This window comes from Granulicella sp. S190 (assembly GCF_009766095.1).
In the GTDB taxonomy this organism is placed as follows: Bacteria; Acidobacteriota; Terriglobia; order Terriglobales; family Acidobacteriaceae; genus Edaphobacter.
In genome coordinates this window covers 1-26456 of sequence record NZ_LMUD01000047.1, presented here as the reverse complement: position 1 = coordinate 26456, position 26456 = coordinate 1, and the positions used below count along the sequence as shown (strand labels likewise).

Genomic DNA, 26456 nt, shown 5'->3' with positions numbered 1-26456 from the left:
AGTTCGAGCATGCGGCCCTGAAAAATTATCTGCTGGATCACGCCTATGACGAGATGTTCACGGGTCCAGGCAATCTGCACCCCCACTGCGAGCCGCTCCTCGAGCACTTCGCATCGTTGCCCTCAGACGAGCTGCAGCGAAGAAAGCAGGCTGCCGACCTCAGCTTTCTCAATCAGGGCATCACCTTCACTGTGTACGGGCGCGAAGAGGGGACCGAAAAGATCTTCCCCTACGACCTGATTCCGCGCATCATCACTGCCGCGGAGTGGGCCACGGTTGAGTCTGGGTTGACTCAACGCATCACCGCTCTGAACCTCTTCCTGAAGGACATCTACAACGAAGGCAGAATCCTCGACGATGGCATCGTGCCGCGCGAGGTCGTCTATAGCTGCAAGCACTACCGCAGGCAGATGGCGGGCCTGCAGGTTCCCAGGAACGTCTACATCGCCGTTTGCGGAACGGACTTGATTCGACTCGAGAGCGGAGAGTTTGTCGTGCTCGAAGACAATCTCCGTGTTCCCAGCGGCGTCAGCTACATGCTGACCAATCGCCGGGTCATGAAGCGAATCTTTCCGCAGCTGTTTCGCAGCTACAACGTCAGGCCGATCGAGCAATACACGCAGCTGCTTCTCGGAACATTGCGTTCGCTTGCTCCAGAGGGACGCCCCGAGCCAAACATCGTACTGCTGTCCCCCGGAGTCTTCAACTCGGCCTACTTCGAGCACGCCTACCTCGCTCGCCAGATGGGCATCGAGCTGGTCGAAGGCCGCGACCTGGTCACTCACGACAACGTCGTTTACATGCGGACCACCATCGGACTGCGACGGGTCGATGTAATCTACCGGCGCGTGGACGATGACTTCATCGATCCACTCGCGTTCCGTGGGGACTCAATCCTTGGAGTAGCGGGTCTGTTCAACGCCTACCGTGCGGGCAATGTAACGCTGGCCAATGCATTCGGCACCGGCGTAGCGGATGATAAGGCGCTCTACGCCTACGTCCCCGAAATCATCAAGTACTACCTGAGCGAAGAGCCCGTGTTGAAGAACGTTGAAACCTATCTCCTCACCAGGCCTAAAGAGCGGCAGCACGTACTCCAGAATCTCGACAAGCTCGTGATCAAGGCAGTAGGCGAAAGCGGTGGCTACGGCATGCTGATCGGACCACAGTCGACCAAGGCGCAGCAGGAAGAGTTCGCGAGAAAGATAGAAGCCGATCCGAGGAACTACATCGCGCAGCCAACCATAACGTTTTCGCGAGCACCATGCTTGATCGGCGATGAGCTGCAACCGCGGCATGTGGATCTACGGCCTTACGTGTTGTATGGCGATAAGGTGACGATCGTTCCGGGCGGCTTGACTCGGGTGGCGTTGAATCAAGGGTCGCTGGTGGTGAACTCGTCGCAGGGTGGCGGGAGTAAAGATACGTGGGTATTGAGCCAGTGAAGGGAGAGGTCTATGCTTTCACGTGTTGCCGATAGCTTGTACTGGATGAGCCGTTATCTTGAGCGCGCCGAACACACCACGCGTCTGCTCGATGTAAATCTGAACCTGATGCTCGATGAGAGCCCTATCAGCGCGGAACGGCGATGGCAGCGAGTCTTGCAGGCCTTGGGCAAACCTAAGAACGTCGAGTGGACAGGGGAGCCGTACGCGCTGACCCAGGCCCTGACCTTCGATACAGCGAACAAGGCTTCTATCCTGTCGTGCATCATCGCCGCGCGGGAGAACTCGCGGCATGTGCGTGAGCAGATCTCTACCGAGCAGTGGCATCGGCTGAACAGCCTCTATCTTCAGGTGACAGGACCGGAGATGGAGCATCAAAGGCAGTCTGAAGCGCTGGTTGCCGGCATGTCGCAGCCAAGTGAATTTCTTCAGTCTGTGATGGAGGCGGTGCATCAGTTTCAGGGTGTTACCGACTCGACGATGAATCACGGCGAAGGCTGGCAGTTCATCCAGGTGGGACGATATATCGAGCGGGCGTGCGCAACCGCGTTGCTTCTCCAGGCCTATCACGTCGATCTCTGGGGCAACACAGAGAGAGTCGTTGATGGAAATGAGTACCTCGACTGGATGGGCCTGTTGCGTTCGGCTACAGCCTTCGAAGCGTATTGCAAGGTGTATACCGCGGATCTCACGCCGGATCAGATCTTTGAATTTCTTCTCCTCGACGAGGAATTTCCCCATTCGGTTCGGTTTTCGATCGATAGCCTGCAATGCGCTCTTGAGAAGATCCAGGGAGACAGCGGCAAAAGCCGTGCCGAAACATTGCGTCGGCTCAGCGGAAGACTTCAGTCCTCACTAAACTACAGTAGCGTCGATGAGATATTAAACCAGGATGTGCTGGGATATCTGAGCGGCATCCAGGCACAGTGCCGCGCAATTCACGAGACGATCTACGAGCTATACGTGGACTATTCCATTCAGGCGGCCCTGGCAGGATAGATGAGCACACAGAGATCAACGGCAGAGACCTCAGAACCAATTACCAGCGGGACACGCTCCACTCTTGTCGATATCGTGAAGGGCATAGCCATCATTCTGGTGGTATTTGGCCATACGCTTCAAGGCGCAATTCATCGAGGATGGGGAACAGGCTCTCGAGTTTTTTTTACCGATGACTTTATCTACAGCTTTCATATGCCGGCCTTTTTTTTCGTGGCCGGTCTGTTCGTTATAGGCAGCATTCGCAAGCGTGGGCCGGCGCACTTCACGGTGGACAAGGTGAAGACAATCCTGTATCCCTACGCGCTGTGGGGTACGGTCTTTGCGGTACTCAGCCCCTTTCTGGTGTACTTCGCGGCGACTCCCCGTCCCTTTCTTTGGAAAGTTTTTCTTGTAGGCCTTCTGGAGGGGAATGAGGGATGGTTTTTGTATACCTTGTTCTTTTGCCTCCTGCTGGCGATGCTGACCGTCCGGCTTCCGCACTGGCTACGGTTTGTATCTGCACTCATCATCTCTCTCTGTGTGCCATTCAGCACATTGATACCTTATGAGATCTTGCGTGAATTCTGCTTCTTAGCTGCGGGTATGTGGGTGGGCAACACCATCTTTCGACTGGAGCGGCTGCAAAAGGCAAGAGCAGCTCTTGGCCTCATTCTCTTCTTGGCGATTCAGTTTCTCGCGATCCGACTCTATGGCCCACCCGGGCGATGGAGCTTCGTTGCACTTGGCCTTACCGGCACATGCTTGCTCTTCTTCGCAGCACGAGTCCTGGAAAAACACCAACTAGGCAACGCTTTAGCCTGGATCGGCCGGGCATCGCTGGCAGTCTTTCTGATGAGCGCCTTTGGGCAGATCACGACACGCGCAATATTGCTGAAAGTGTTCCACACCAACAATCTTTGGCTTCAACTGCTCCTCCCAACGGCCTTCGCGACACTCTTACCTGCTATTGTTTGGTATCAACAGGATCGATGGCGGCTGGGCTGGCTCTTTCGCTGGCCCCTGTAATCCGAATGCATCTCTTCGAACAATCGAAAGGGACGGTCTATGTATTATTCGATTCGCCATCTGACGAAGTTTTTGTATAGCAACCAGGTCAGCGAGAGCATGATGGAGACTCGAATGCACCCGCGCAGCGACCACAATCAACGCTGCCTGACCTTCCATCTCTCCGTCAGCCCGCGTTGCAGAGTCTTCAGCTATCGCGACCATCTCGCAAATCATGTTCACCACTTCGACATCCCAGGCATGCACGGACAGCTGGTCATCGTTGCCGAGTCCCTGGTCGAAGTGCAGCCGGCACCACAGATTCCAGCCTTCCTCGCGCCCGATGCCTGGGCAGATCTCGACGCCATGGTCGAACAGGGCGACTACTGGGAGATGTTGCTGCCCAGCGAGTTTGCCATACCCACCCCCGCGCTCGATTCCCTCGCCGCAAAGCTGGATGTGCGACGCAGAGATGATCCGCTCATGGTCCTTCATCACCTCAATCAGCAGATCTACGAGTACTTCGACTACAAGCCGAAGTCGACCAACGTCGACTCACCCATCGACCTCGCCTTAGGCACCCAGGCCGGGGTCTGTCAGGACTTCGCGCACATCATGATCACTCTCGTGCGATCGAAGCTGAGGATCCCCTGCCGTTACGTCAGCGGATATCTCTTCCACGGCGAAAGCGACATGGACCGCTCCGTAAGCTCCGCGACCCACGCCTGGATCGAAGCTCTCATTCCCCACCTCGGCTGGGTCGGATTCGACCCAACCAACTGGCTGGTAGCGGGAGATCGCCACATCCGGACCGCGATTGGCCGTGACTACTCCGATGTGCCGCCAACCCACGGCATCTTTCGAGGCCGCGCTGCGAGCGAACTCACCGTAGCCGTGCGAGTCACACCAAGCCTCGGAACACCATCGCTCGACCAGGAGCTGCCCGTACCGGAAGACTGGTCGATCCTCGTCGAAAAAGCAACGCAGCTTCCCGAGCAGCCTCCACCTCCGACACGTCAGCAGCAGATGGCGCAGCAACAGCAGGAAAATGTTTAGGCTAAACCTGCAAGTCCATTTGCATCCGCGAAAGCGAAAAAATGGTCGTCAAAAAGAAAGTCGCAACCTCTGAAGATCACACCGGTCGTATAAGACGGATCTGCATGAGCATGCCAGCATGCGAAGAGAAGCTATCGCATGGGGAGCCGACGTGGTTCGTCCGCAAGAAAGTCTTCGTCATGTTCGCGAATAACCATCACGGCGATGGTCATGTCGCAGTCTGGCTTCCAACGCCACCCGGCATGCAGGAAAATCTGATTGCAGCTTCGCCCGAAACTTTCTTCCGCCCACCTTACGTCGGAGTCAAGGGTTGGGTCGGGATCGAGTTGCACCGAATAGGCGAACATGACCTGGCGGCACACATTCTGGAAGCCTGGAAGATGGTCGCACCGAAGAGTCTCCTGAAGCCTGAGAGCCTGCTGAAATAGCCCTCCGGCAGAAGAATCTCAGAGGTTCAGCTTCTTGAACACTCGCTCCGGAATGTTGCGAATAACAAACATGATCGGCTGCCATTTAAACGGAACGTAAAGAACGTCTTTACGTTTATCGATAGCGCTAACGATGGCCTCCGCCACTGAGTCGACATCGGCAAACGTCTCGCTCTTCGGCATGTTCGCGGTCATTGCGGTCTTGGTAGGGCCGGGTTTGATAGCAAGAACAGTAACGCCTTCGCGGTCGACACGGTTGCGAAGGCCGCCAAGAAACGCCGACAGGCCAGCCTTCGAAGACCCATAGACATAGTTGGACTTGCGGCCTCTGTCGCCAGCTACGGAAGAGATAACCGCAAGGGTGCCGGCGTGGCGCTGGACGCAGAAGTTAGCCAGCCACGTTAGCAGCGAGACGGGTGCCATAAAGTTGGTGTGCAGAATCTGCGCAGCGGTATTAAACTCCCGCTCGGCCTCGGCTTGGTCGCCGAGCACACCATGCGCGAGATACGCGATATCCATGCCGGTCAGCGAGTTAATGGCGTGAGCGAGCAGCGACGGGTGCTGGTCCGTGTCGTCGAGATCAGCCACGGCAGTATCGACGTAGCTTGCTCCACGGGTTTTAAGATCGGCGGCTACGGCTGCAAGTTTTTCGGCGTTGCGCGCGACTAGAAAGAGGCTTGCGCCCTGCGAGGCCCAGATGCGACAGGTCGCTTCCGCGATACCGGAGGTGGCTCCAAGAACAAGAATCTTGCGCGGAGCCGAAGGGGTCGATTGCGGGGTCGTGCTCATAGGTGCTTTGTCCGGTCTTATGAATTTGGAGTGACGCGCTCCCAGAAGCTGGAGGTGAGCATAGGGTCACGGTATTGGGCAAACTGCTGCCATTGAGGGTAGAAGGATTGGAACTGCGAAGCCGTCATGGCAGCATCTTTGGCGGGATACAGGCGACCCCCGAACTCGCGGGTCATATCGGCTAGACGCTGAAAGAGCGGAAAACTCTTGTCAGGCTTGATGGGAAAATCGAGCGCGAGCGTGATGCCCGGCTTCGGGAAGCTCATCATGCCGGGCGAAGGAACGTCGCCGAAGGCCTTCAGTACAGCAAGGAAGCTGGCAAGGCCGGACTTGGCCACCTCGCGCAGGACAGCGATGGTTCCCTCTTTGGCGTGCTCCCACGGAATGACGTACTGAAACTGTAAAAGACCGCGCTTGCCATACATGCGATTCCAGCGGAGAACCTTATCGAGCGGATAGAAAAAGGGCTCGTAGTCCTGCACGGCGACGACGCGCTTATGAATCTGTTTATGAAAGAACGCAGTATTGAAGAGGCTCACCGTAAGCGAATTGAGTGCAAAGCCCGGAGCCTCAAAGGGAAAGACAAGCTTCGGCTTCGGAGATCGCGTCAGGTCATCTCTCTTCGTGGAGTGGTCGCCCTGCATGAAGATGCCCCGGGCAAAATTACGGCCAGACGACGTAACATCGACCCAACTCACGGTGTACTCAATATCCTTGCTTTGATTGGTAAGGTCTAGAAACTCGTCGATACCGTGAAACTGGATACCTTCGTAGTCGATCTTGCGGGACACAATCGGCTTGAGACGCAGCGTGGCCCAGGTGATGACGCCCGTCAGGCCGAGGCCGCCGATGGTCGCAGCGTAGAACTCAGGGTTCTCCGTAGGGGAGCACAGCATACGCGAACCGTCGGAGCGCACAAGCTCGAACTGCGTGATGTGGCATCCGAACGTTCCGGCAGAGTGATGATTCTTACCGTGAATATCATTCGCAATTGCTCCGCCAAGAGTTACATACTTGGTTCCCGGCGAGACAGGCAGAAAAAAACCCCGCGGAACAGCAAAGTCGAGAATCTGCGCGAGACTCACGCCCGCCTCGGCGGTAAGCAGCCCGGTCTTCGGGTCAAAGCTGATCAGGCGATTCATCGCCGTGGTGACCAGAAGGTTGCCGTCTTTAAGGAGGCAAACGTCGCCGTAGCTTCGGCCCATCCCTACAGGCAAAGCTCCGTTGTGGAGGTTCTCCACGAGTGCTGGATAATCGCCTTGCCAGTGGAGCGGCAGAAGCTTCGCGTCGTAGGTAGGGTAGCGTCCCCAGGACTCGAACGGAGCCTGCACCTTCGATTGAGCTTCCTCTGTGGTATTTGGGTCAGGCATAGGGACAGAATACTGGTTCACGACGGCGTCGGGTTAAAAAGGAAGAGGCACAGCGTACGCCGTGCCTCTTCTTGAAACGGTGTGCTCTACGCAGCGGCGGTGACGCGATCTGCGGTGTGCTTATCGGTTGCAGTCTTCAGCGCTGCCTTTGCCTGCTCGGTGAGAGCAGTAAAACCAGCAGCGTCGTTGGCGGCGATATCGGCGAGAACCTTGCGGTCGAGCTGATTGCCGGCGAGCTTCAGGCCGTTGATAAACGTCGAGTAGCTCATGCCATTGTTACGGCAGGCTGCGTTGATGCGGACGATCCACAGAGCGCGATACTGACGCTTCTTCTGCTTACGGCCCGTGTAGGCGAACTTGAGTCCACGCTCAACAGCTTCCTGAGCGGCCTGGTACAGCTTGGACTTTGTGAGGAAGTAACCACTCGCGCGCTTGAGGATCTTCTTGCGGCGATCGTTGCGTTTTGTACTCCGTTTTACACGGGGCATCTTGCTTCTCCTTTTGCGTACTTCGTTTAAGCGGCTGGAGGTAAGGTGGCCTCTTCACTCGCTATGCAACTTCAAGTCTCGGTGGAATCGCTAACGCGATTCCAGGGGCCACAACGCTTTTACTGGCCCTTTGCTCTTACGAGGCGGCTCGACTTGAACAACTTATGCTTCCCTGCCTGATACTCAGGCGTAAGGAAGCATCCGGGCAACCTTGTGATGATCCGCATCCGAGATAAGCGCCGACCCGCCGAGCTTGCGCTTGGTCTTGGTGGCCTTCGAGGTGAGGATGTGGCGCATCTTCGACTGGCCGCGCTTGAACTTGCCGGTACCGGTCTTATGAAAGCGCTTGGCTGCGCCGCTGTGTGTCTTCAACTTTGGCATGGTGTTCCTGACGAAAACTGTGTTCTGGACAACTTATTAAGTATATACGACGAAGTAGCCGGAGACCACGCTTATTCGAAAAGCTGCCCGCACGCTTGAACAAACGACTTACTTTGACACGTGAAAACCACCATGCCTCCCCAGAAAATATAGTTCAAAACAGTGGCGTACTTTTAGCTCACTATAACTACGTTGCTCCGCACCACCTTCCCACCACCCGTTCACCACGACCACACCATCAAATCACCACGCTCAAATACCACAATTCCTCGAAAATCCCCTGTAAAACAGCGATATTAGCGCTGGGAAAAATATTGCGCCCACTTCGAAAAAACATAAGCCGGGAGGGGCCTTTCGAGGTACGCCGAAAACGGCGTAAAAGCCCTCCAGCATGCTATACTTAAGAGACTGAGAATCAGGCTGGAACGTGTGTAAAGCGCTGGAATGGCGCGGGTTTTCGCGGATTGCGCGGGCACGGAAAGGGCTGAAAATCCTGCACTTCAGCAACCGCTGAACGGAGATACATGGCATCGACTGCAATCCCCACAGAAAGCGCTCTTTTGGAGCTCGAAATCGGAAAAACGAAAGACGCACCGGCAAAGGTTAAAGAGGGCGGCGGCTACTCAGCTGAAAACATTACAGTTCTTGAAGGTCTCGCCGCCGTGCGCCTCCGGCCGGCGATGTACATCGGCTCCACCGGGGAGCAGGGACTGCATCACCTCGTCTACGAAGTCGTTGATAACTCAGTAGATGAAGCCCTCGGCGGACACGCCACCAAGATCGACGTCACCATCCACGTCGACAACTCCATCACCGTAGTCGACGACGGCCGCGGTATCCCCGTAGACGACAAAGTGATCAACGGCGAGAAGATGCCCGCCGTGCAAGTTGTTCTAACCATGCTACATGCGGGCGGAAAGTTCGACGCCTCGAACTACAAAGTCTCCGGCGGTCTCCACGGCGTCGGCGTAAGCTGCGTCAACGCGCTCAGCGAAGAGTTCGACGTCGAGATCTGGCGCGACGGCCACGCCTGGGAGCAGGACTACTCTAAAGGTGCCCCCATCAGCAAGTTACGGAAGATGGGCGCCTCGACCCGCAAGGGCACCAAGGTTCACTTCCTGCCCGACAAGTCAATCTTCACCGGCACCGAGTTCAACTACGACACCCTCGCCCAGCGTCTCCGCGAGCTCGCCTTCTTGAATAAAGGACTTGAGATCCACCTCACCGACCAGCGCACCACCGACTCTAAAACGGGCGAGTATAAGCACCAGGAATTCAAGTACATAGGTGGCATCGCCGAGTTCATCAAGCATCTGAATAAGGGCAAAGCTGTGCTGCACGAAAAGCCGATCTACATGGAGGCCGAGCGAGACAACGTGGCCATGGAGATCGCGCTGCAATGGAACGATGCTTACTCCGAGACCGTGTTTACCTTTGCAAATAACATCAACACGGTTGATGGTGGAACGCATCTCTCAGGCTTCAGAACCGCGCTGACCCGGACGATCAACGCGGCAGGGCAGTCTTTAGGACTATTCAAGGATGTTAAAGAGAATCTGGCTGGCACGGACGTGGTCGAGGGTCTGGTTGTAGTGATCTCAGTGAAGCTCTCACAGCCTCAGTTCGAGGGCCAGACGAAGGGCAAACTCAATTCGAATATCGCTGGAACCGTACAAGCGTTTGTGAATGAGCGGCTGGGAGCATTCCTGGAGCAGAACCCGCAGGTTGCGAAGAAGATTATCAATAAAGCCATCGATGCGGCTCGAGCGCGTGAGGCTGCACGCAAGGCCCGTGACCTTACACGCCGCAAAGGCGCCCTCGACGGCGGTGGACTCCCAGGCAAGCTGGCTGACTGTTCCGAGCGCCAACCTGACCGTTGCGAACTCTACCTCGTCGAGGGAGAGAGCGCAGGCGGAACCGCCAAGCAGGGCCGCGACCGCAAGTTCCAGGCCATTCTTCCGTTGAAAGGTAAGATCCTCAACGTCGAAAAAGCCCGCTACGACAAGATGCTGGGGCACGAAGAAATTCGCGCCATGATCACAGCCCTAGGCTGCGGCATCGGCAAAGACGACTTCGACGCCAGCAAGCTGCGCTACGGCAAACTGATCCTGATGACCGATGCTGACGTCGACGGATCACACATCCGCACGCTGCTGCTCACCTTCTTCTTTCGACACATGACCGAACTCATCAAGCGCGGACACGTCTACATCGCTCAGCCGCCGCTCTATCGCATCAAGAAGGGCAAGTTCGAGCAGTACATCAAGGACGACCGCGAGTACGTCAGCGTCATGGTCAAACGCGCCTCCGATGGCATGGTCATTCGCTACGGGAAGGACGGTGGCAGGCTCGAAGGTGCAGCGCTCACGAAATACATGGGCCAGCTCAACGATTACCTCGGCTTCTTCGACAAGGTGCAGAAGAGATTGCGGAACGATGACGTAACCCAGGCTTTTGCTGAGCTGTTTGCCCACGAAGGAAAGGACTCCGTTCGCCGCGTGGATTTTGAGACGCCCGCTAAGGTTCAGGCCATGCGTGAGCGGTTGGTAGCGATGCAGAAGACCTATCAGTTCAAGAATGTTGGCGACGTCGTGATGGATGAGGAGCACAGGAGTTACTCGGTGAGCTATACCGATGCTCAGGGCGCAGTGAGAACGATCGACTGGGCACTTGCCTCCGCTCCCGAGAGCAGACAGATGCTCGCTAAGCACGCTCAGATCAAAGAACAGCTCGTAGCGCCGTTCTTCATCGAGTATGCCGCAAAGACTAAGGCCGAGGCCGCCGCAGAAGAGGCAGAAGAGCTTGCCTCCGAAGAGGGTGTAGCCGAAACCGCCACCGCCCCCGGTACTGTAGCCGAGACGAAGCCAGCCAAACGGTCCAGCAAGGCATCGCAGGATCCGGTGGAGAAGAAGACCGCGCGCGATGTGTTCGAATACGTCATCGAACAAGGCAAAAAGGAGTATCAGGTCCAGCGCTACAAAGGCCTGGGCGAAATGACGGCTCCACAGCTGTGGGAGACGACCATGGATCCCGAACGCCGCACTCTACTTCAGGTAAAGCTAGAAGACATCGCAGCCTGCGAAGAGATCTTTACCACCCTGATGGGCGAAGATGTCGAGAGCCGCCGAAAGTTCATCGAAGAAAACGCACTTGATGTGAAGAACCTAGACATTTAGTCTTCTACTCTTCTTCTTGTGCTGACGCATCCCAGCATCGCGCTTAGAATCGCCCGGGCATCGTCGATGCCACCCATCGTGAACCGATCTGGAATATGGATCACATGATAGGCGGCGAGCATGCCCGGCGTTATCGTGATCGCGAATAAGGCTACGGCTGTAAGAGACATTTTCAGCGGGACTACCCACAAATTTACATTGTGGCTCGACGATGTGAGGCAAAACCTGGCAAAAGCCGCTCCTCAGATAAATTATGGTCGATGAAACGGAGGCTTAGAACTGAATCCCGGCTAACGAAGTAGCTAGGCAGTTATAAGTACCAGGGGATATTGATGACGATGATGCGCTGATTGCCTCGAACCAGGAGGATAAGTTTGAGCAATTGTGCGCGTTGATTGTGCAGCAGGTTCTGCCACCAATGTTTGACGACGAGCTCTGGAACGAGAACAGCTATTTGTCGTTCAGGGTGGTCTCGCTCGACTTTCAGAATATGCTCGACGAGCGGACCGAGCACATAGCGGAATGGCGACGGAAGTGACACAAGCTCGGGTACGGCTTTGCCTGATTTAGAGACTGGTCCTGCAACATTACGCTGCCACATCTCCTTCACTTCGTCGCAGCACTCTTCCGCATCGACGTGGACAGCCTGCACCTGGTCACTCAGCTTCATCGCAAAGCGGAGACCCTTTTCCGTAATACGTGTCCAGCGATGAAGAGGAACAATCACGAAAGGTTGGGCGAGATTGTCCATTCTTATCGGACGATCCACACCAACCTCGCGAGCGACTCGATCATAATGACGCTTCACGGCGATCATGGTAATCATCAGAGCGGGGACTAGAATCGCGGTGATCCAGGCACCTTCGGTAAATTTAGCAATAAGCACAACGATGAGGGTAACGCCGGTAGCAACCGCGCCAACACCGTTGATGATCATCCGCTGACGTGCGCCTTTTCCCCCCACACGCTTCCAGTGCACGACCATACCAGCCTGAGAGAGCGTAAAGGCTAGAAAGGCTCCGATGGCAAACAGAGGGATGAGCCGATCAGTCACTCCGCCAAAGATAATCAGCAAGAATGCTGTGAGGCCTACGAGTGCATAGATTCCGTGCGAATAAAGGAGGCGTCTCCCGCGAATCTGAAAGACATGTGGAAGGTAGTCCCGCTGGGCAATGGCACGGGTGAGACGGGGAAAGTCGGCGTAAGAGGTATTCGCGGAGAGAGCCAGCACCGCCAGGATGGACGCAATGGTTAGGTAATAAAACCATCCTCGACCCATGACGGCAGAGACGAGTTGCGAGAGTACGCTTTGATAGCCGGCGCCGGTCGGATCAGTGGCTCCGATGCCGTAGAACTTGCAGAGGAGCGCAATACCCGCAAGGAAGACAATCAGAAGCAGGATGATGATCGTGAGGGTTCGTTTCGCATTCTTTTGCTTCGGCTCGCGGAATGCCATCACACCGTTCGACACTGCTTCAACGCCCGTCATCGCTGTACACCCACTAGCGAAGACCTTGAGCAGCAGCCAGATGCTCAAGAGAGAGGCTGTGGCGGGCAACTTCGGTGGCATCACGATCGGTGTGGGGTGACCTCCCGACGCTATAACTCGAACTGCTCCTACTGCGAGTACGAGAAGCAGCGTTCCCAGGAAAAGATAAGTAGGCAGCAGAAAGGCCGCACCTGTATCTTTGACGCCTCGCATGTTGATGACAGTGAGCAACAATAGAATCGCCAGACAAAGCGCGAGAGAGTGAGGCTGAAGTTTCGGAAAGGCAGATATGAGCGCCCCAACGCCGGCAGAGATGCCAACTGCCGCATTGAGGATGTAGTCGATCATGAGAGCGGCGGCAGCAAGTAGACCGGCAGTCTCCCCCAGATTCTCCGATGCGACGGTATAGCTTCCACCTCCATGAGGATAAGCATCGATAGTCTGACGATACGAGAAGAAGACCACTACAAGCAGGCCGATGATCGCAATGCTGATCGGCACAATGTGCTGAATGCCTGCGAGGCCCAGAGGGATAAGCAGAGCAAGCGCAGCCTCGGGACCATATGCCGCAGAACTCAGAGCGTCGAGGCCGAATACCGGGATGCCGGCAATTGGACCGATATGTTCAGCGCGTTCCTCTGTAGTGGCCAAAGGCTTGCCTACCAGAACATCGAACAACGACATACATCTCTCCGTCGGTCGGCCTCAATATTCGCTACCGACGTACCGATTAGGCTAATGTTTTTGGCATAAGAAAGACGTAAAGGCCACAGAGACAGATCCACGAGCCGTATTCGTCATCGGATGGGGCGGAATGCAGGGCGTGTTGTCGATGGCGGCTGCTGTATCTCTTACGAATGGAAGGACATCCCCGCAGAGAAGCATGATCGTATCTCCCTACAACTCTCTAGTTACGAATGCAATCAAAGAAGGCCCTTCCTAACGAAGGGACTATCTTGGGTTCTACTAAATCCCTAGGCTAAACGGAGAGACTCAGGAGCCGGTTCAGCCGTTGGACAAAGGCTGCAGGATCCTGAAGCGCTACGCCTTCCATGAGCAACGCCTGATCAAATAGCAACCATGCAGCATCCTCGGCGACGGCATCATCAGATCGCGTAAGGAGCTTTTTGACAATCTCATGATCAGGATTGATTTCGAGCGTGGGCTTGAGCGCTGGCATATCTTTTTGCCCCATAGCGCGCATCATCTGCTGCATCTTCAGTGACGGCTCAGCTTCATCGGAGACGATGCAAGAGGGACTATCTGCAAGACGCGCTGAAATCCGTACATCCTTCACTCGATCTCCCAATGTGCTCTTTAGCTTATCGAGCAGAGGCTGCAGGGTTTCGGCCTTATCAGGCTCATTCTCGTCCTTCAAGTCTTCCCCGGTAGAGGTCTTGTTGATGGCCTTAAGGTCGATCTCGCCGTATTTGTCGATGCCAGAGAAGACAACTTCATCAAAGTCATCATCGAGGACGAGAACTTCAAAGTCTTTTTTCTTGTAGATTTCGAGAAGAGGCGATGTGCGTAGCAACGACTCTGCGCCAGACGTGATGTAGTAGATGCTCTTTTGCCCTTCCTTCATACGTGACTTCACGTCGGCTAGGCTGGTAAGACCTTCCACTTTGGTTGATTTGAAGCGGACAAGATCTAACAGTGCCTCGCGATTTCCATAATCCCCATAGAGTCCTTCTTTGAGCGGACGGTTATATTCGGCGATGAACTTCAGGTATGTTTCAGGTTGGTCGACAGCAATGCTCTTGAGTTCGGAGAGGATTTTCTTAACACTTGCTGTACGAATATTAGTGAGGATGCGATTCTGTTGCAGGATCTCTCGACTGACGTTAAGTGGAAGATCTTCGCTGTCGATAATGCCGCGCACAAAGCGGAGGTACTGCGGGAGAAGCTCCTTGGCATCATCCATGATGAAGACACGTTTCACGTAAAGCTTGACTCCCACCTTATATTCGGCGTGGTACAGATCGAGCGGAGCCTTGGAAGGGATGAAAAAAAGAGTGGTGTACTCCAGACTTCCCTCTGCTTTGGTGTGAAACCAAAACAGAGGATCTTCCCAATCTCCTGAGACGGATTTGTAAAGCTCTTTATAGTCTTCATCCTTCAACTCGCTCTTCGGGCGGCGCCATAGCGCGCTTGCTGCATTTACCTGTTCCGTAGCGCGAATCTTGTCCGACTTCTTCTCAGCTTCGTTCCACTCACTCTTGTCGTAAGTCAGAAATATAGGAAACGCTATGTGATTTGAGTACTTTTTGACGATCTCCTGCAATCGCCAACTATTGGCGTATTGCTTTCCTTCTTCATTGAAGTGAATCACGAGAGTAGTGCCTACGCCCTGTCGCTCCGCCGGTTCAATCTCAAAGCCGGTTTTACCGTCGCTCACCCAACGCCAGGCCTGTTCTTCTCCGGCTTTACGAGAGACCACTTCAACACGGTCTGCGACCATGAAGACGCTATAAAAGCCGACGCCAAATTGACCGATCAGATTTGAGTCTTTCTTGGCATCTCCTGAGAGGAGAGACAGAAAGTTCTTCGTGCCGGAGCGGGCAATCGTGCCAAGATTCGAACTCAGATCCTCTTCGTTCATGCCGATGCCGGTATCGCTGATCGTTAGAGTCTTCTTCTCCTCATCCAGTTCCAGGTCGATGCGAGGGCTAAATGGCAATGACTTGTAGGCCTCGTCGGTGAGCGTCAGGTGGCGAAGCTTATCAAGCGCATCCGACGAGTTCGAGACAAGTTCGCGTAGGAAGATCTCAGGATGAGAGTAAAGAGAGTGGATAATCAGTTGGAGCAGTTGACTAACTTCTGTTTGAAATTCGCGTTTCGACATAGAACTCTATTATCGCTAAAAGTGCATGCAGAGTGATAGCTCCTCGGTCCGTAGACGGTAAAACCTGCATCGCACAGAGGAGCGCGGCAATTCTGTTTTATAAATGCGAGGGAGGTCATATTTGCACTTCCACCAACTCATCGGTCGGTGTTTCGTGGGCGCGTTATTTCTTATTCTTTCCGCTTGGAGTCCGGCAAACACCTCTAGTGGTGAGTTATTTGGCTCCGCGACTAAAAGCGCCATTGACGTAGAGCCACTCGAGTATTTCCACAAGACCCATCCCGCCATGGGTACAGAGTTCTCCATCGATATATACGCTCACAATCAATCCGAGGCTGATCGGGCCATCAATTTAGCATTTGATGAGGTAGATCGACTGGAAGACCTGCTCAGCAACTACCGTCCTTCGAGCGAGCTCTCTCGCATCAGCCGTGAAGCGTCTAACGAGCCCGTCACGACGGACCCCGAGACCTTCCGCTTTCTTCAGCGAGCGTTTTACTGGAGTGCGCGCTCGGAGGGCGCGTTCGACATCACCGTGGGTCCGCTGCTGCGAGCGTGGGGATTCTTCTTTCAGGGCGGTCGCATCCCTTCCGGCTCCGAGCTTGTCTCTCTGCGTTCGAAAGTTGGCTGGCAGAAGGTGATCCTCGACTCCCAGGCAAGGACCGTGAGCTTCTCACACCATCAGTCGATGGAACTTGACCCCGGCAGTATCGGTAAGGGTTTTGCTATTGATCAGGTGGTAACGATGCTTCACGGATTAGGCGTCACATCCGCATTTCTCTCCGCCGGCGGGAGCACTCTCTATGCAATTGGAGCTCCTCCCGGCACGACAGGATGGCCGGTCAATATTCCTGATCCCATCCACCCCGGCAGGATAGCCAGTAGAATTCTTCTGAAAGACTCTTCCCTCTCAACAGGTGCCTGTACGGAGAAGTTCTTCATTAAAGATGGTCACCGATATTGCCATATCTTCGATCCTAAAAGCCTCCGACCAGTGGAGGGCGTCCTGCAGACCAGCGTTATCGATCCCAGCGCGACGGACAGCGATGCGCTTTCCACAGTGGTCTTCGTCCTTGATCCAACCCTTTCTCGACGAGTCATCGAATCCACCCCAGGCAGGAAGGCGTTGGTCTTTCGTCGGCCGCAGACTCATCAAAGCTGTCTCAATATGAATTGGCCCGGAGACCCCTGTGGCCAGGCATAACCATTTCAAAGAGGAGATCGACGATGATCGACCGGCGCCACTTCCTTCAGGGACTTTCAGCCACGGCAATTGCAGCAGACTCCCTGATAGGGCTGGGTGCAGATGCCGATACTCCGGGACTGACTCAGGCCGAGGCCGAGGTGGCCAAACAGATTCTTCCCTCTAAAGATAGCTCGCCGCTCCATATCGGTATCATCGGTCCGGGTTCACGCGGCAAGGAGCTGGTTCGAAACTTCCTCCGCGTTCCGGGAATCAAGATTGTTGCTGCGTCCGACGTCTATGCTCCGCGTTTCCAGGAACTCAACGACCTGTGCGGGTATCCGGTTGCTGCTCTTAGCGACTTTCGGGAGCTTTGCGATCGCAAGGATCTGGACGCTATCGTCGTGGCTACGCCACTTGGCCTGCATGCAGATCATGTACTTGCGGCTTTAGCCTCAGGACACGCCGTCTATGGCGAAAAAACGATGGCTTACACGGTCGATCAGGCTCGGCAGATTGTCTCTGCCGTCGAAGCGGGAAAGCGCCTCTATCAGGTTGGGCATCAATATAGATACTCTCCCTGGATTCGAGCTGCCATCGCTCGTGTGCAGGCGGGAGAAATTGGCACTGTGACCCACATTGAAGGCTACTGGCATCGCAATAACGATTGGCGACGACCTGTGCCGGATCCTTCACTGGAAAGATTGATCAACTGGCGACTCTATCATCAGTGGTCTCTTGGTCTTCTCGCTGAGTTGGGATCTCACCATATAGACATCGCTAACTGGGTCTTTGGTTCAACTCCCATAACGGCTCTCGCCTCCGGTTCTATCTGCCGTTACCACGATGGACGCGAGACAGACGACAACGTGCAGGCGGTCCTCGGCTACTCAGATGGTCGTCGATTCATATTCAACTCCGTGACTGATAACGCGAAGATGGGGGATCAGCTTTGGCTATATGGCAACAAGGGCTCTCTTAATCTGACTCTTGAAGACGCAACTTTCTTCTACGAACCCCATCAGATCGAACGCGCCAAGCCGAGCGCCCATGGTGAGGAGAAGGGCGTGACCACCAGCGCGTCCTATCGTTCGTCCGGTGAAATGCCGTACCGCGGTCCTGGGAGACCCGTGAACGTTACAACTGCTGAGGACCCCACCACGGCAGCAACCCGAGCCTTTATCTACTGTGTCCGTACCAGCTCGCGGCCTATTGCGGACGTCCATGTCGGCTTAGGCTCAGCTCTCGCGGTGGTTCAGTCGAATCAGGCTCGACTACAAAAGCGAGAGATCGAAGTTCCACCACCGTCTATGTAACGTCCCTACGGTTGCCGTATTACTCTTCGCCTAACAAACGAAAGGCGAAGAGATGCAGTCGCCATCGGGCAGCGATCTTTAGTGCAAAATGATAGTAGGCAGTCACCTTCATTCGACTGCAAATCTGCTCCAGTGCCACAAACTTCTTCTCCAGATCTTCTCTTCCCACCTTCAGTCGCGGCTCTTTAGAACTGGTGGGAGAGTTGACGCCATTTTTGATACCACAGATGACGTCAAAGCCACGAGACTTCTGACACTTCTGTGTCAGTCCCCTGAGACACGTACCCAAGTTGCGCAAAAATCCCTGCATTTTGCGATGTTTCTGCTGCCACCTTTGGACTATGGATGAGAACCCTCCGCTAAGTGATTCTAGTGATGGACAAAGTAGCGAAGAACTCCTTGCCCAACTCCATTCTCTATCGGCGAATATGCAGGCCTGATAAGAACGGCACGTAAGTTCTTAGGGGATTTTTTCAGGTTCAGCAATACAAGCACAGTTCTCGCCACAGGAAGTCTTTCAGCAACTGACAGCGCAAAAGCAAGGTGGCCACCAGCTACCGGTTTTTTGTGTAACGCCCCAGTCTGCCCTGAAGACTTCCTGCTACGTCACGGTCGTCATGGAGATATGTATGTCGTCACACTGCGCCACCTACAAAAGCTGCTCAGGGAATCTAAAGTTCGGCTCGCGTTCTTTCTCAGCCATCTTCTCGGCAGTGCTCGCCTTACTTATGGCAGCAGTAGCCACACCTGCAAGCTTTGCCTTAGGCGCGACGACGACTACTACTCTAGGTCTCTCTTCTAGTACCGTCACCAGTGGAACTGTGGTGACCCTCACCGCCGCCGTCGCAACTACGAGTACTGCTACAGCTGTCTCACCTGGCCTGGTGACTTTTTGCGAAGCTACAGCACCCCATTGCGTCAACTCCGCAGTTCTAGGCACGGCACAGTTGACCTCCGCTGGCACCGCGATATTGCGTTTTGTACCAGCGATCGGAAACCACAGCTACACAGCCGTCTTCCATGGCACCAATCTTTTTACAGGCAGCACGTCTTCCTCAGAGACTCTTACCGTAAGTGGAACTTATTCGACCGTAACAACTCTTGCCCCGGCGACAGGAACTAAAGGCAACTACACGCTTTCAGCTTCGGTTGCTGCCAAAGGTGGCTTTGAGATCTCTCCCTCCACCACAGTCTCCTTTCAGGACACCTCGAATGGCAACTATGCGTTCGGAACAGCTCCGCTGTCAGCAGCCGTGGCGATACAGACGTTTGCCGCTGCCACTTTTACGTCTGCAGTCACAACTCCGCGAGGCGCCGCTCTAGGTGACTTTAATGGTGATGGTTTTCAGGATATTGCTGTCGCTGCGGGAACCAACAGTGTCAACATCTTTTTGGGCCATGGCAATGGAACTTTCGCGGCTGGAACCACGCTAACCGCTCAAACTACTCCAACCGGCGTCGCAGTCGGCGACTTCAACAATGACGGAGTTGCTGATATTGCTGTTACCAACTTCGGCAGCAACACCGTAAGCATCTTTCTGGGCATAGCAGCTGGCGGGTTTCAGGCTCCGGCTAACTACGCCACCGGAACGATCACCGTTCCGACGACAGGACCAGTCGCGATCGCGGTCGGCGACTTTAACAACGACGGAAACGCCGATCTCGCCATCGCAAATCAGACCACCAACAGCGTGACGATTCTCCTCAACAATGGGAGCGGCGCTTTTACCGCACCGCTTAACTCGCCTATCGCTGTTGGGAAAAGCCCCTCCGGTTTGATCGTAGGTGACTTCAATGGTGACGGTCACTCCGATATTGCCGTAACCAATACTGTTGGAAACTCAGTCTCCATCCTCGAAGGAAGTGGTACCGGCACCTTCACCCAGCCAACCGGCTCTCCATTCGCTGCCGGAACATCTCCCAACAGTCTGGTTGCCGGAGACTTCAACGGCGACGGAAGACTCGATCTCGCAATCACCAGTTCCGGCGACAATACGGTCAGCATTCTTCTCGGTGACCCAACTGTCACCTTCAAACCAGCCGTAGCCTATGCAGCGGGAACAAATCCGAGCTCGATCGCTCTTGGCGATTTCAACGGAGACGGAATCGCCGACCTGGCAGTCGTAGATCCTACCGATACGAATAAAAAGACCGAAAGCGTGCTGCTCGGTAATGGTGATGGAACCTTCGGAGCCGCAGCGAGCTTCTCGGTCGGGACCAATGGCTCCGCCACACTGGCAGCGGACTTCAATAGCGACGGATTCCCAGATCTTGCGACCCCGACCCAGACCAACAATACAGTCACGATCTTGTCGGACCAGATCACCCACACCGCAACAGCCACGCTCAACACGCCCAACGTTCCACAGGGAGCGGCTACAACACATAAGGTTGACGCGGTTTATGCCGGAGAGCCGTTACTGCCGGCCGGACAGTTCTTTAGTGGAAGTACGTCCGGCACAATATCTCTTACCGGAACGCCAATCTCCACCCTGACCCTGTTGGGAGCAAACCCCTCTTCAAGCAACTACACCCAGCAGATCGTACTATCCGCCACCTTGAGTCCCTTTTCTTTAGGGACCTATTCCACAAACAACGAGCTCATTACCTTCATGAACGGCACCACTGTTCTGGGCACGGGCAAGCTTTCAAGCGGAGTCGCAACGCTTAACGTCACGTCGTTGCCAGTTGGAACCGATAGCCTCACCGCAACCTATCTCGATACCAACCCAGTGGACGCGAACTTCGTGACCAGCGCCTCCACTCCTGTGAGCTATCCCGTTGCGAAGGCGACTCCTGTAATCACCTGGCCCACTCCCGCAGCTATCAACTACGGCACACTGCTATCCCCCATGCAGCAGAATGCCACAACGACCATCGCCGGAACCTTTACCTATAGCCCAGCGCCCTACACCCTGCTGACTCCAGGCACTTACACGTTGAGCGTCACGTTCACGCCAAATGCCGCGAACAGCTCGAGCTATGGCACGGCGACCAGCAACGTCACTCTCACTGTAAGCGTTGCAAACCCACAGATCAGTTGGGCAACTCCAGCTCCCATTACTTATCCAACGGCGTTGAGCAGCATTCAGCTGAATGCAACTGTAGCCGTCTACACGATGGTTCCACTGGCCTCCTTCTACAACGTCTCTGGAATCTATACGGACGGCTCGAATTACAGCACGGGTGGGTTCGACGGCGGCGGCTCTGCCTACTCCGCGAACACGCTAGGGACTTCAGTCACTTGGAACAACATTACGTATCCATTGGGACCGGCTAACGCTCCCGATGCGGTCAGCAATACGACCATCAGCCTGCCAGCGGGACACTATGCAAATCTGACAATGCTCGGTGCGCTTGTTAACAATGCGACACCAGCAAATACCTTCACCGTGAACTACACCGACGGAACTAGCGCTCAAGTCACGCAAAGCTTCAGCGACTGGGTCTACCCGTTGAACTACACGGGAGAGACAGAAGTAAAGTGCGTTCCCTATCGCGATGAATCTAATGGCAGCCAGGATGCCCACCTCACCTGCGTCTATGGGTATCAGATTCCGCTCGACAGTACGAAAATTCCGTTGAGCATCACCATGCCTGCAACACGAAATATTGTGATGCTCGCGATGGCACTCGTCTCGCCTCCAATCCCAGGGGCGCTTGTCTATACGCCCCCATCGGGTACCGTTCTTCCGACTGGTGAAAATACTCTTACTGCAAACTTCACTCCGACCGATCAGGCCGATTACACAAGCGCCACAGCCAGCGTCCAGGAACTCGACAACCCGGCGAATCTAACGACGATCGTATGGCCCACACCTTCTCCTATCGTTTACGGGACGCCGCTCAGCAGTACACAACTCAACGCAGTCGCTCAGACAAATCCTGGCACTACGTCCGTCTCTCTTTCTTCTTATTACCGCGTCAACGCCTTCCAATCGAATGGATCGATCTATTCAACAGGCGGTTTCGACAACGGGGGAAATGCTTACTCCTCCAATCAGGTTGGATCGTCGATCACGTGGAATGGGCAGACCTATTCGCTCGGGCCTGCGAATCTTCCGGACGCCGTCACGAGTACGATTATCGCTCTGCCCCAGGGAACCTTCGCCGGCCTTACCATGATCGGTGCAGCCACCACGAGCGGACAGACCGCGCAATCTTTCACCATCACTTATACAGATGGAACCACAGCGATCACCACGGTAAGTCTCAGCAGCTGGACACAGTCGGCAAACTACACAGGCGAGACGATCGTCTCCACAACTCCCTATAGAAACACCAGCGGCGGCGGCGAGACTCTTGGCAATGTAAACCTATACGGTTATTCCATTCCTCTTGACAGCACGCGAACCGTGCAGAGTGTAACCCTCCCCAACAATCGCAACGTAGTGATTGTTGCAATGGCGCTCAACACCTCCTCGACGCCTACCACTATCGCAGGAAGTTATACCTATACCCCTCCCGCAGGAACTGTTCTTCCTGTAGGTACCAACTCCCTCAGCGTCCAGTTCACTCCGACCAACACGAACTATGCAGCGGCTTCAAAGATGATAAGCATCGTCGTCACCAAGCAGACGCTGCTCTTTACGGCGAGTAACGAGACTGCCGTCTACGGCACCACAGTTCCTCCTTACACCTACACGGTATCCGGCTACGTCAACGGAGATACGTCGTCGAATGCTTTCACGGGAACTCCGTCATTGACAACGACTCCCGCATCACCAACTGCTGCTAACAACTACACGATCACCGCCGCAGTCGGTTCCCTCGCCTCGTCAAACTACGCCCTCACCTTTGCACCCGGAACACTCTCCATCACGAAAGCTACGCCGGTGCTCACCTGGGCGACGCCGGCAGATATTAGTTACGGCACTCCTCTTACCACTGGCTCAACCGGACAGCTGAATGCAACCTCCTCCGTAGGTGGCACCTTTTCCTACAGCCCAGCAGCAAACACGATTCTCAGCGCCGGACCGCATACGCTCACCGTTACCTTTACTCCCACCGACGCCATCGACTACACAACCGCTACCGCATCCGTCCAAATAAATGTTGACCAGCGTGCTCTTACTGTTACCGCTGCCAGCCAGAGTGTTGTCTATGGCCATGTACTTGCCCCCTACACTTACACCATTACAGGATTCGCTACCGGCGACACCCAATCCAACTCCACCACCGGCGCGCCATCACTGAGTACTACTCCCGCGACGCCGACTGCTGCAGGCGCGTACACCATTACCGTAGCTATCGGATCGCTCGCCTCCAGCAACTACAGCTTCACCTTCGTCAACGGCACAGCCACCATCACCAAGGCTAATCTGAATGTCACTGCTGCCAGCCAGACTGTGGTCTACGGCAATGCACTTGCTCCCTATACCTACACCATTACAGGATTCGCCGGCACGGACACCCAGTCCAACTCCACCACCGGTACTCCGTCACTGACCACCAGCCCGACGACACCGACTGCCGTGGGCTCCTATCCCATCACTTCGACTGTTGGGTCCTTGGCATCCAGCAACTACACCTTCACCTTCGTCAATGGCACAGCAAACATCACTAAAGCAGCACTCAACGTCACCGCAGCCAGCCAGACCGTGGTCTACGGTAACGCCCTTGCTCCCTACACCTACACCATCACAGGATTCGCCTATAGCGATACCCAGTCCAGCTCCACTACCGGCACCCCCTCGCTGACCACCAGCCCAACAACTCCGACCGCAGTAGGTAATTACCCCATCGCAGCGGCCATCGGATCCCTGGCATCCAGCAACTACACCTTTACGTTTACTAACGGCACGGCCACCATCACCAAGGCTAACCTGAATGTCACTGCAGCCAGCCAGACCGTGGTCTACGGACATGCGCTCGCTCCCTACACCTACACCATCACAGGCTTCGCAGGTACCGACACCCAGTCCAACTCCACTACCGGCACACCATCGCTGACAACCAACCCAACAGCACCGACTGCCGCAGGCGTCTATCCCATTACTGCAGCCTTAGGATCGCTGGCCTCCAACAACTACACTTTTAGCTTCACTAACGGCACGGCCACCATCACCAAAGCTAATCTCAACGTCACTGCGGCCAGCCAGAGCGTTGTCTACGGTAATGCGCTTGCTTCTTACACGTACACCATCACAGGCTTCGCAGGTACCGACACCCAGTCCAACTCCACTACCGGCACACCCTCGCTGACGACCAACCCAACAACGCCGACCGCCGTAGGCAGCTACCCCATCACTGCAGCCATTGGCTCTCTCGCCTCCAACAACTACACCTTCACCTTTACTAACGGCAACGCCACCATCACCAAAGCTAGTCTCAACGTCATTGCGGCCAGCCAGAGTGTTGTCTACGGTAATGCGCTTGCTCCCTACACCTACACTATTACAGGCTTCGTCGGCACTGACACCCAATCCAACTCCACCACTGGTGCCCCATCCCTTACCACCAACCCAGCGACGCCGACCGCTGTAGGCAGCTATCCCATCACCACGGCCATCGGATCCCTGGCCTCAAGCAACTACACCTTCACCTTCACCAACGGCAACGCCACCATCACCAAAGCAGCGCTTAACGTCACGGCATCCAGCCAAAGCGTGATCTACGGCCATGCGCTTGCTCCTTACACCTACACGATCACAGGATTTGCTGGCAGCGACACCCAGGCCAACTCCACCACAGGTAGTCCATCGCTAACAACCAACCCAACAACACCGACTGCCGCAGGCGTCTATCCCATAACTGCAGCCATCGGGTCCCTGGCCTCAAGCAACTACACCTTCACCTTCACCAACGGCACAGCCACCATCACCAAAGCGAACCTAAATGTCACTGCGGCTAGCCAGAGTGTGGTTTATGGAAACACAGTAGCTCCTTACACCTACACGATTACAGGATTCGCCGGCAGCGATACTCAGTCCAACTCCACTACCGGTGCCCCTTCACTGACCACCAGCCCAACAACGCCGACCGCAGTAGGCAGCTACCCCATCGCCGCGGCCATCGGATCCCTGGCCTCAAGCAATTACACCTTCACCTTCACCAACGGCAACGTCACCATTACAAAAGCGATACTTAACGTCACTGCAGCCAGCCAGACCATTGCATACGGAAATCCGGTTGCTCCTTACACCTACACGATTACAGGATTCGCAGGGAGTGATACCCAGTCCAACTCCACCGCCGGTAGCCCCGCGCTGACCACCAGCCCGACGACGCCGACTGCCGCCGGTTCTTACCCCATCAGCGCAGCCATCGGGTCGCTCACCTCAGGCAACTACACCTTCACCTTCACCAACGGCAACGTCACCATTACCAAAGCGACACTTAACGTCACTGCAGCCAGCCAGACCGTGATCTACGGCCATGCGCTTACTCCTTACACCTACACCATCACAGGATTCGCCGGCAGTGATACCCAGTCCAGCTCCACCACTGGCGCGCCATCACTGACGACTAACCCAACAACTCCGAGCGCTGTGGGCAGCTATCCCATCGCTGCAGCCATCGGGTCCCTCGTTTCCAGCAACTACACCTTCACCTTCACCAATGGCTCCGTCACTATCACCAAAGCAGCTCTCACTGTGACTGCCGCTGATCAGACAGTGACCTACGGCAGCTCGGTTGCTCCTTACACCTACACCATCACAGGATTCTTTGGCAGCGATACCCAGTCCAACTCCACCACCGGCAGCCCATCGCTGACTACAAATCCGGCAAGCCCGACTGCCACTGGCACGTATCCCATCACCCCCGCCATCGGGTCTTTGACATCCAGCAACTACACCTTCACCTTGGTCAATGGCACGCTCACAATTACGAAGGCCACTCCGGTAATCACCTGGCCCAACCAGAGCATCGTCTACGGAACCGCCATCGGCGGCAGCACCGGCATCAAGGCCACCGCCTCGATCCCCGGATCCTTCTCCTATAACCCCGCCGGTGTCCTCGCCGTCGGTCCCGCCACCGCCGTCGTCGCCACCTTCACCCCCACCGACACCACCGACTACGCCGGTCAGACCGCCACCGCCCAGATCACCGTCACCCCAGCCGTCCTCACCGTCACCGCCAGCAACGCCACCCGCGCCTACGGCCAGGCTGATCCCACCTTCACCGACACCATCGCAGGCTTGGTCAACGGCGACACCCTGGCCACCGCCGTCACCGGCTCGGCTTCCCTGACCTCCACCGACACCGCCACCTCGCCCGTCGGCTCCTACCCCATCACCGCCGCCGCAGGAACCCTCGCCGCCAAGAACTACACCTTCACCTACGCCCCCGGAACCCTCACCATCACCCAGGCCACCGGATCCAGCTACACCATCACCTGGCCCAACCAGAGCATCGTCTACGGAACCGCCCTCGGCGGCACCACCGGCATCAAGGCCACCGCCTCCATCCCCGGATCCTTCTCCTATAACCCCGCCGGTGTCCTCGCCGTCGGTCCCGCCACCGCCGTCGTCGCCACCTTCACCCCCACCGACACCACCGAC

16 protein-coding genes are annotated in these 26456 nt (G+C 55.5%); 9 read left to right on the top strand and 7 right to left on the bottom strand.

The annotated features are described in order from the left end of the window. The first annotated feature begins 29 nt into the window (after positions 1–29). The 5 genes from GSQ94_RS19825 to GSQ94_RS19805 all read left to right on the top strand — a co-directional run bounded on the left by GSQ94_RS19825 (position 30) and on the right by GSQ94_RS19805 (position 4915). The gene (locus tag GSQ94_RS19825) at positions 30–1445 is read left to right on the top strand and encodes a circularly permuted type 2 ATP-grasp protein (protein WP_371417593.1); all 1416 of its coding nucleotides are present in this window, start codon (positions 30–32) and stop codon (positions 1443–1445) included. Between the two features lie 12 nt (positions 1446–1457). Next, positions 1458–2444, top strand: coding sequence for an alpha-E domain-containing protein (locus tag GSQ94_RS19820; protein WP_158945632.1), 987 nt, complete (start codon positions 1458–1460; stop codon positions 2442–2444). Next, positions 2445–3452 carry an acyltransferase family protein gene (locus tag GSQ94_RS19815; RefSeq protein ID WP_158945630.1) on the top strand — a complete coding sequence of 336 codons (1008 nt, stop codon included), beginning with the start codon at positions 2445–2447 and terminating at the stop codon, positions 3450–3452. It begins immediately after the preceding gene. 39 nt (positions 3453–3491) lie between these two features. Then, positions 3492–4487 carry a transglutaminase family protein gene (locus tag GSQ94_RS19810; RefSeq protein WP_158945628.1) on the top strand — a complete coding sequence of 332 codons (996 nt, stop codon included), beginning with the start codon at positions 3492–3494 and terminating at the stop codon, positions 4485–4487. Positions 4488–4591: 104 nt separating this feature from the next. Further along, complete coding sequence (locus tag GSQ94_RS19805) at positions 4592–4915, top strand: MmcQ/YjbR family DNA-binding protein (RefSeq protein ID WP_216843145.1); 324 nt, start codon at positions 4592–4594, stop codon at positions 4913–4915. Positions 4916–4933: 18 nt separating this feature from the next. On the opposite strand, the gene GSQ94_RS19800 is transcribed toward GSQ94_RS19805, so the two are convergent. The 4 genes from GSQ94_RS19800 to rpmI all read right to left on the bottom strand — a co-directional run bounded on the left by GSQ94_RS19800 (position 4934) and on the right by rpmI (position 7943). Further along, the gene (locus GSQ94_RS19800) at positions 4934–5704 is read right to left on the bottom strand and encodes an SDR family oxidoreductase (RefSeq protein WP_158945624.1); all 771 of its coding nucleotides are present in this window, start codon (positions 5702–5704) and stop codon (positions 4934–4936) included. Between the two features lie 17 nt (positions 5705–5721). After that, the gene (locus tag GSQ94_RS19795; protein ID WP_158945622.1) at positions 5722–7074 is read right to left on the bottom strand and encodes an FAD-binding oxidoreductase; all 1353 of its coding nucleotides are present in this window, start codon (positions 7072–7074) and stop codon (positions 5722–5724) included. A gap of 86 nt (positions 7075–7160) precedes the next feature. Continuing rightward, positions 7161–7562 (bottom strand): 50S ribosomal protein L20, encoded by a 402-nt coding sequence (gene rplT / locus GSQ94_RS19790; protein WP_158945620.1) that lies wholly within the window; start codon positions 7560–7562, stop codon positions 7161–7163. 183 nt (positions 7563–7745) lie between these two features. Then, positions 7746–7943, bottom strand: coding sequence for a 50S ribosomal protein L35 (rpmI, locus tag GSQ94_RS19785; protein WP_158790949.1), 198 nt, complete (start codon positions 7941–7943; stop codon positions 7746–7748). Between the two features lie 524 nt (positions 7944–8467). Here rpmI and gyrB point away from each other — a divergent pair. Beyond that, on the top strand, positions 8468–11119 hold the full coding sequence (gyrB, locus tag GSQ94_RS19780) for a DNA topoisomerase (ATP-hydrolyzing) subunit B (RefSeq protein WP_158945618.1): 2652 nt from the start codon (positions 8468–8470) through the stop codon (positions 11117–11119). Here gyrB and GSQ94_RS19775 read toward each other — a convergent pair. The 3 genes from GSQ94_RS19775 to htpG form a co-directional block, all read right to left on the bottom strand. Next, positions 11116–11289 carry a hypothetical protein gene (locus tag GSQ94_RS19775; protein ID WP_158945616.1) on the bottom strand — a complete coding sequence of 58 codons (174 nt, stop codon included), beginning with the start codon at positions 11287–11289 and terminating at the stop codon, positions 11116–11118. The two genes, gyrB and GSQ94_RS19775, sit on opposite strands and share 4 nt — an antisense overlap. A 140-nt stretch (positions 11290–11429) precedes the next feature. Continuing rightward, entirely contained in the window at positions 11430–13292 is a 1863-nt protein-coding gene (locus tag GSQ94_RS19770; RefSeq protein WP_158945614.1) for an APC family permease, read from the bottom strand. A gap of 295 nt (positions 13293–13587) precedes the next feature. After that, positions 13588–15453, bottom strand: coding sequence for a molecular chaperone HtpG (gene htpG, locus GSQ94_RS19765; RefSeq protein WP_158945612.1), 1866 nt, complete (start codon positions 15451–15453; stop codon positions 13588–13590). A gap of 286 nt (positions 15454–15739) precedes the next feature. On the opposite strand from htpG, the gene GSQ94_RS19760 reads away from it, so the two are divergent. The 3 genes from GSQ94_RS19760 to GSQ94_RS19750 form a co-directional block, all read left to right on the top strand. Continuing rightward, positions 15740–16657, top strand: coding sequence for an FAD:protein FMN transferase (locus GSQ94_RS19760; RefSeq protein WP_254064015.1), 918 nt, complete (start codon positions 15740–15742; stop codon positions 16655–16657). A 23-nt stretch (positions 16658–16680) separates the two neighbouring features. Next, the gene (locus GSQ94_RS19755; RefSeq protein ID WP_158945610.1) at positions 16681–17952 is read left to right on the top strand and encodes a Gfo/Idh/MocA family protein; all 1272 of its coding nucleotides are present in this window, start codon (positions 16681–16683) and stop codon (positions 17950–17952) included. Positions 17953–18581: 629 nt separating this feature from the next. After that, positions 18582–26456 (top strand): S-layer family protein (locus GSQ94_RS19750; protein WP_158945609.1); only part of this gene is annotated, 7875 nt, incomplete at its 3' end.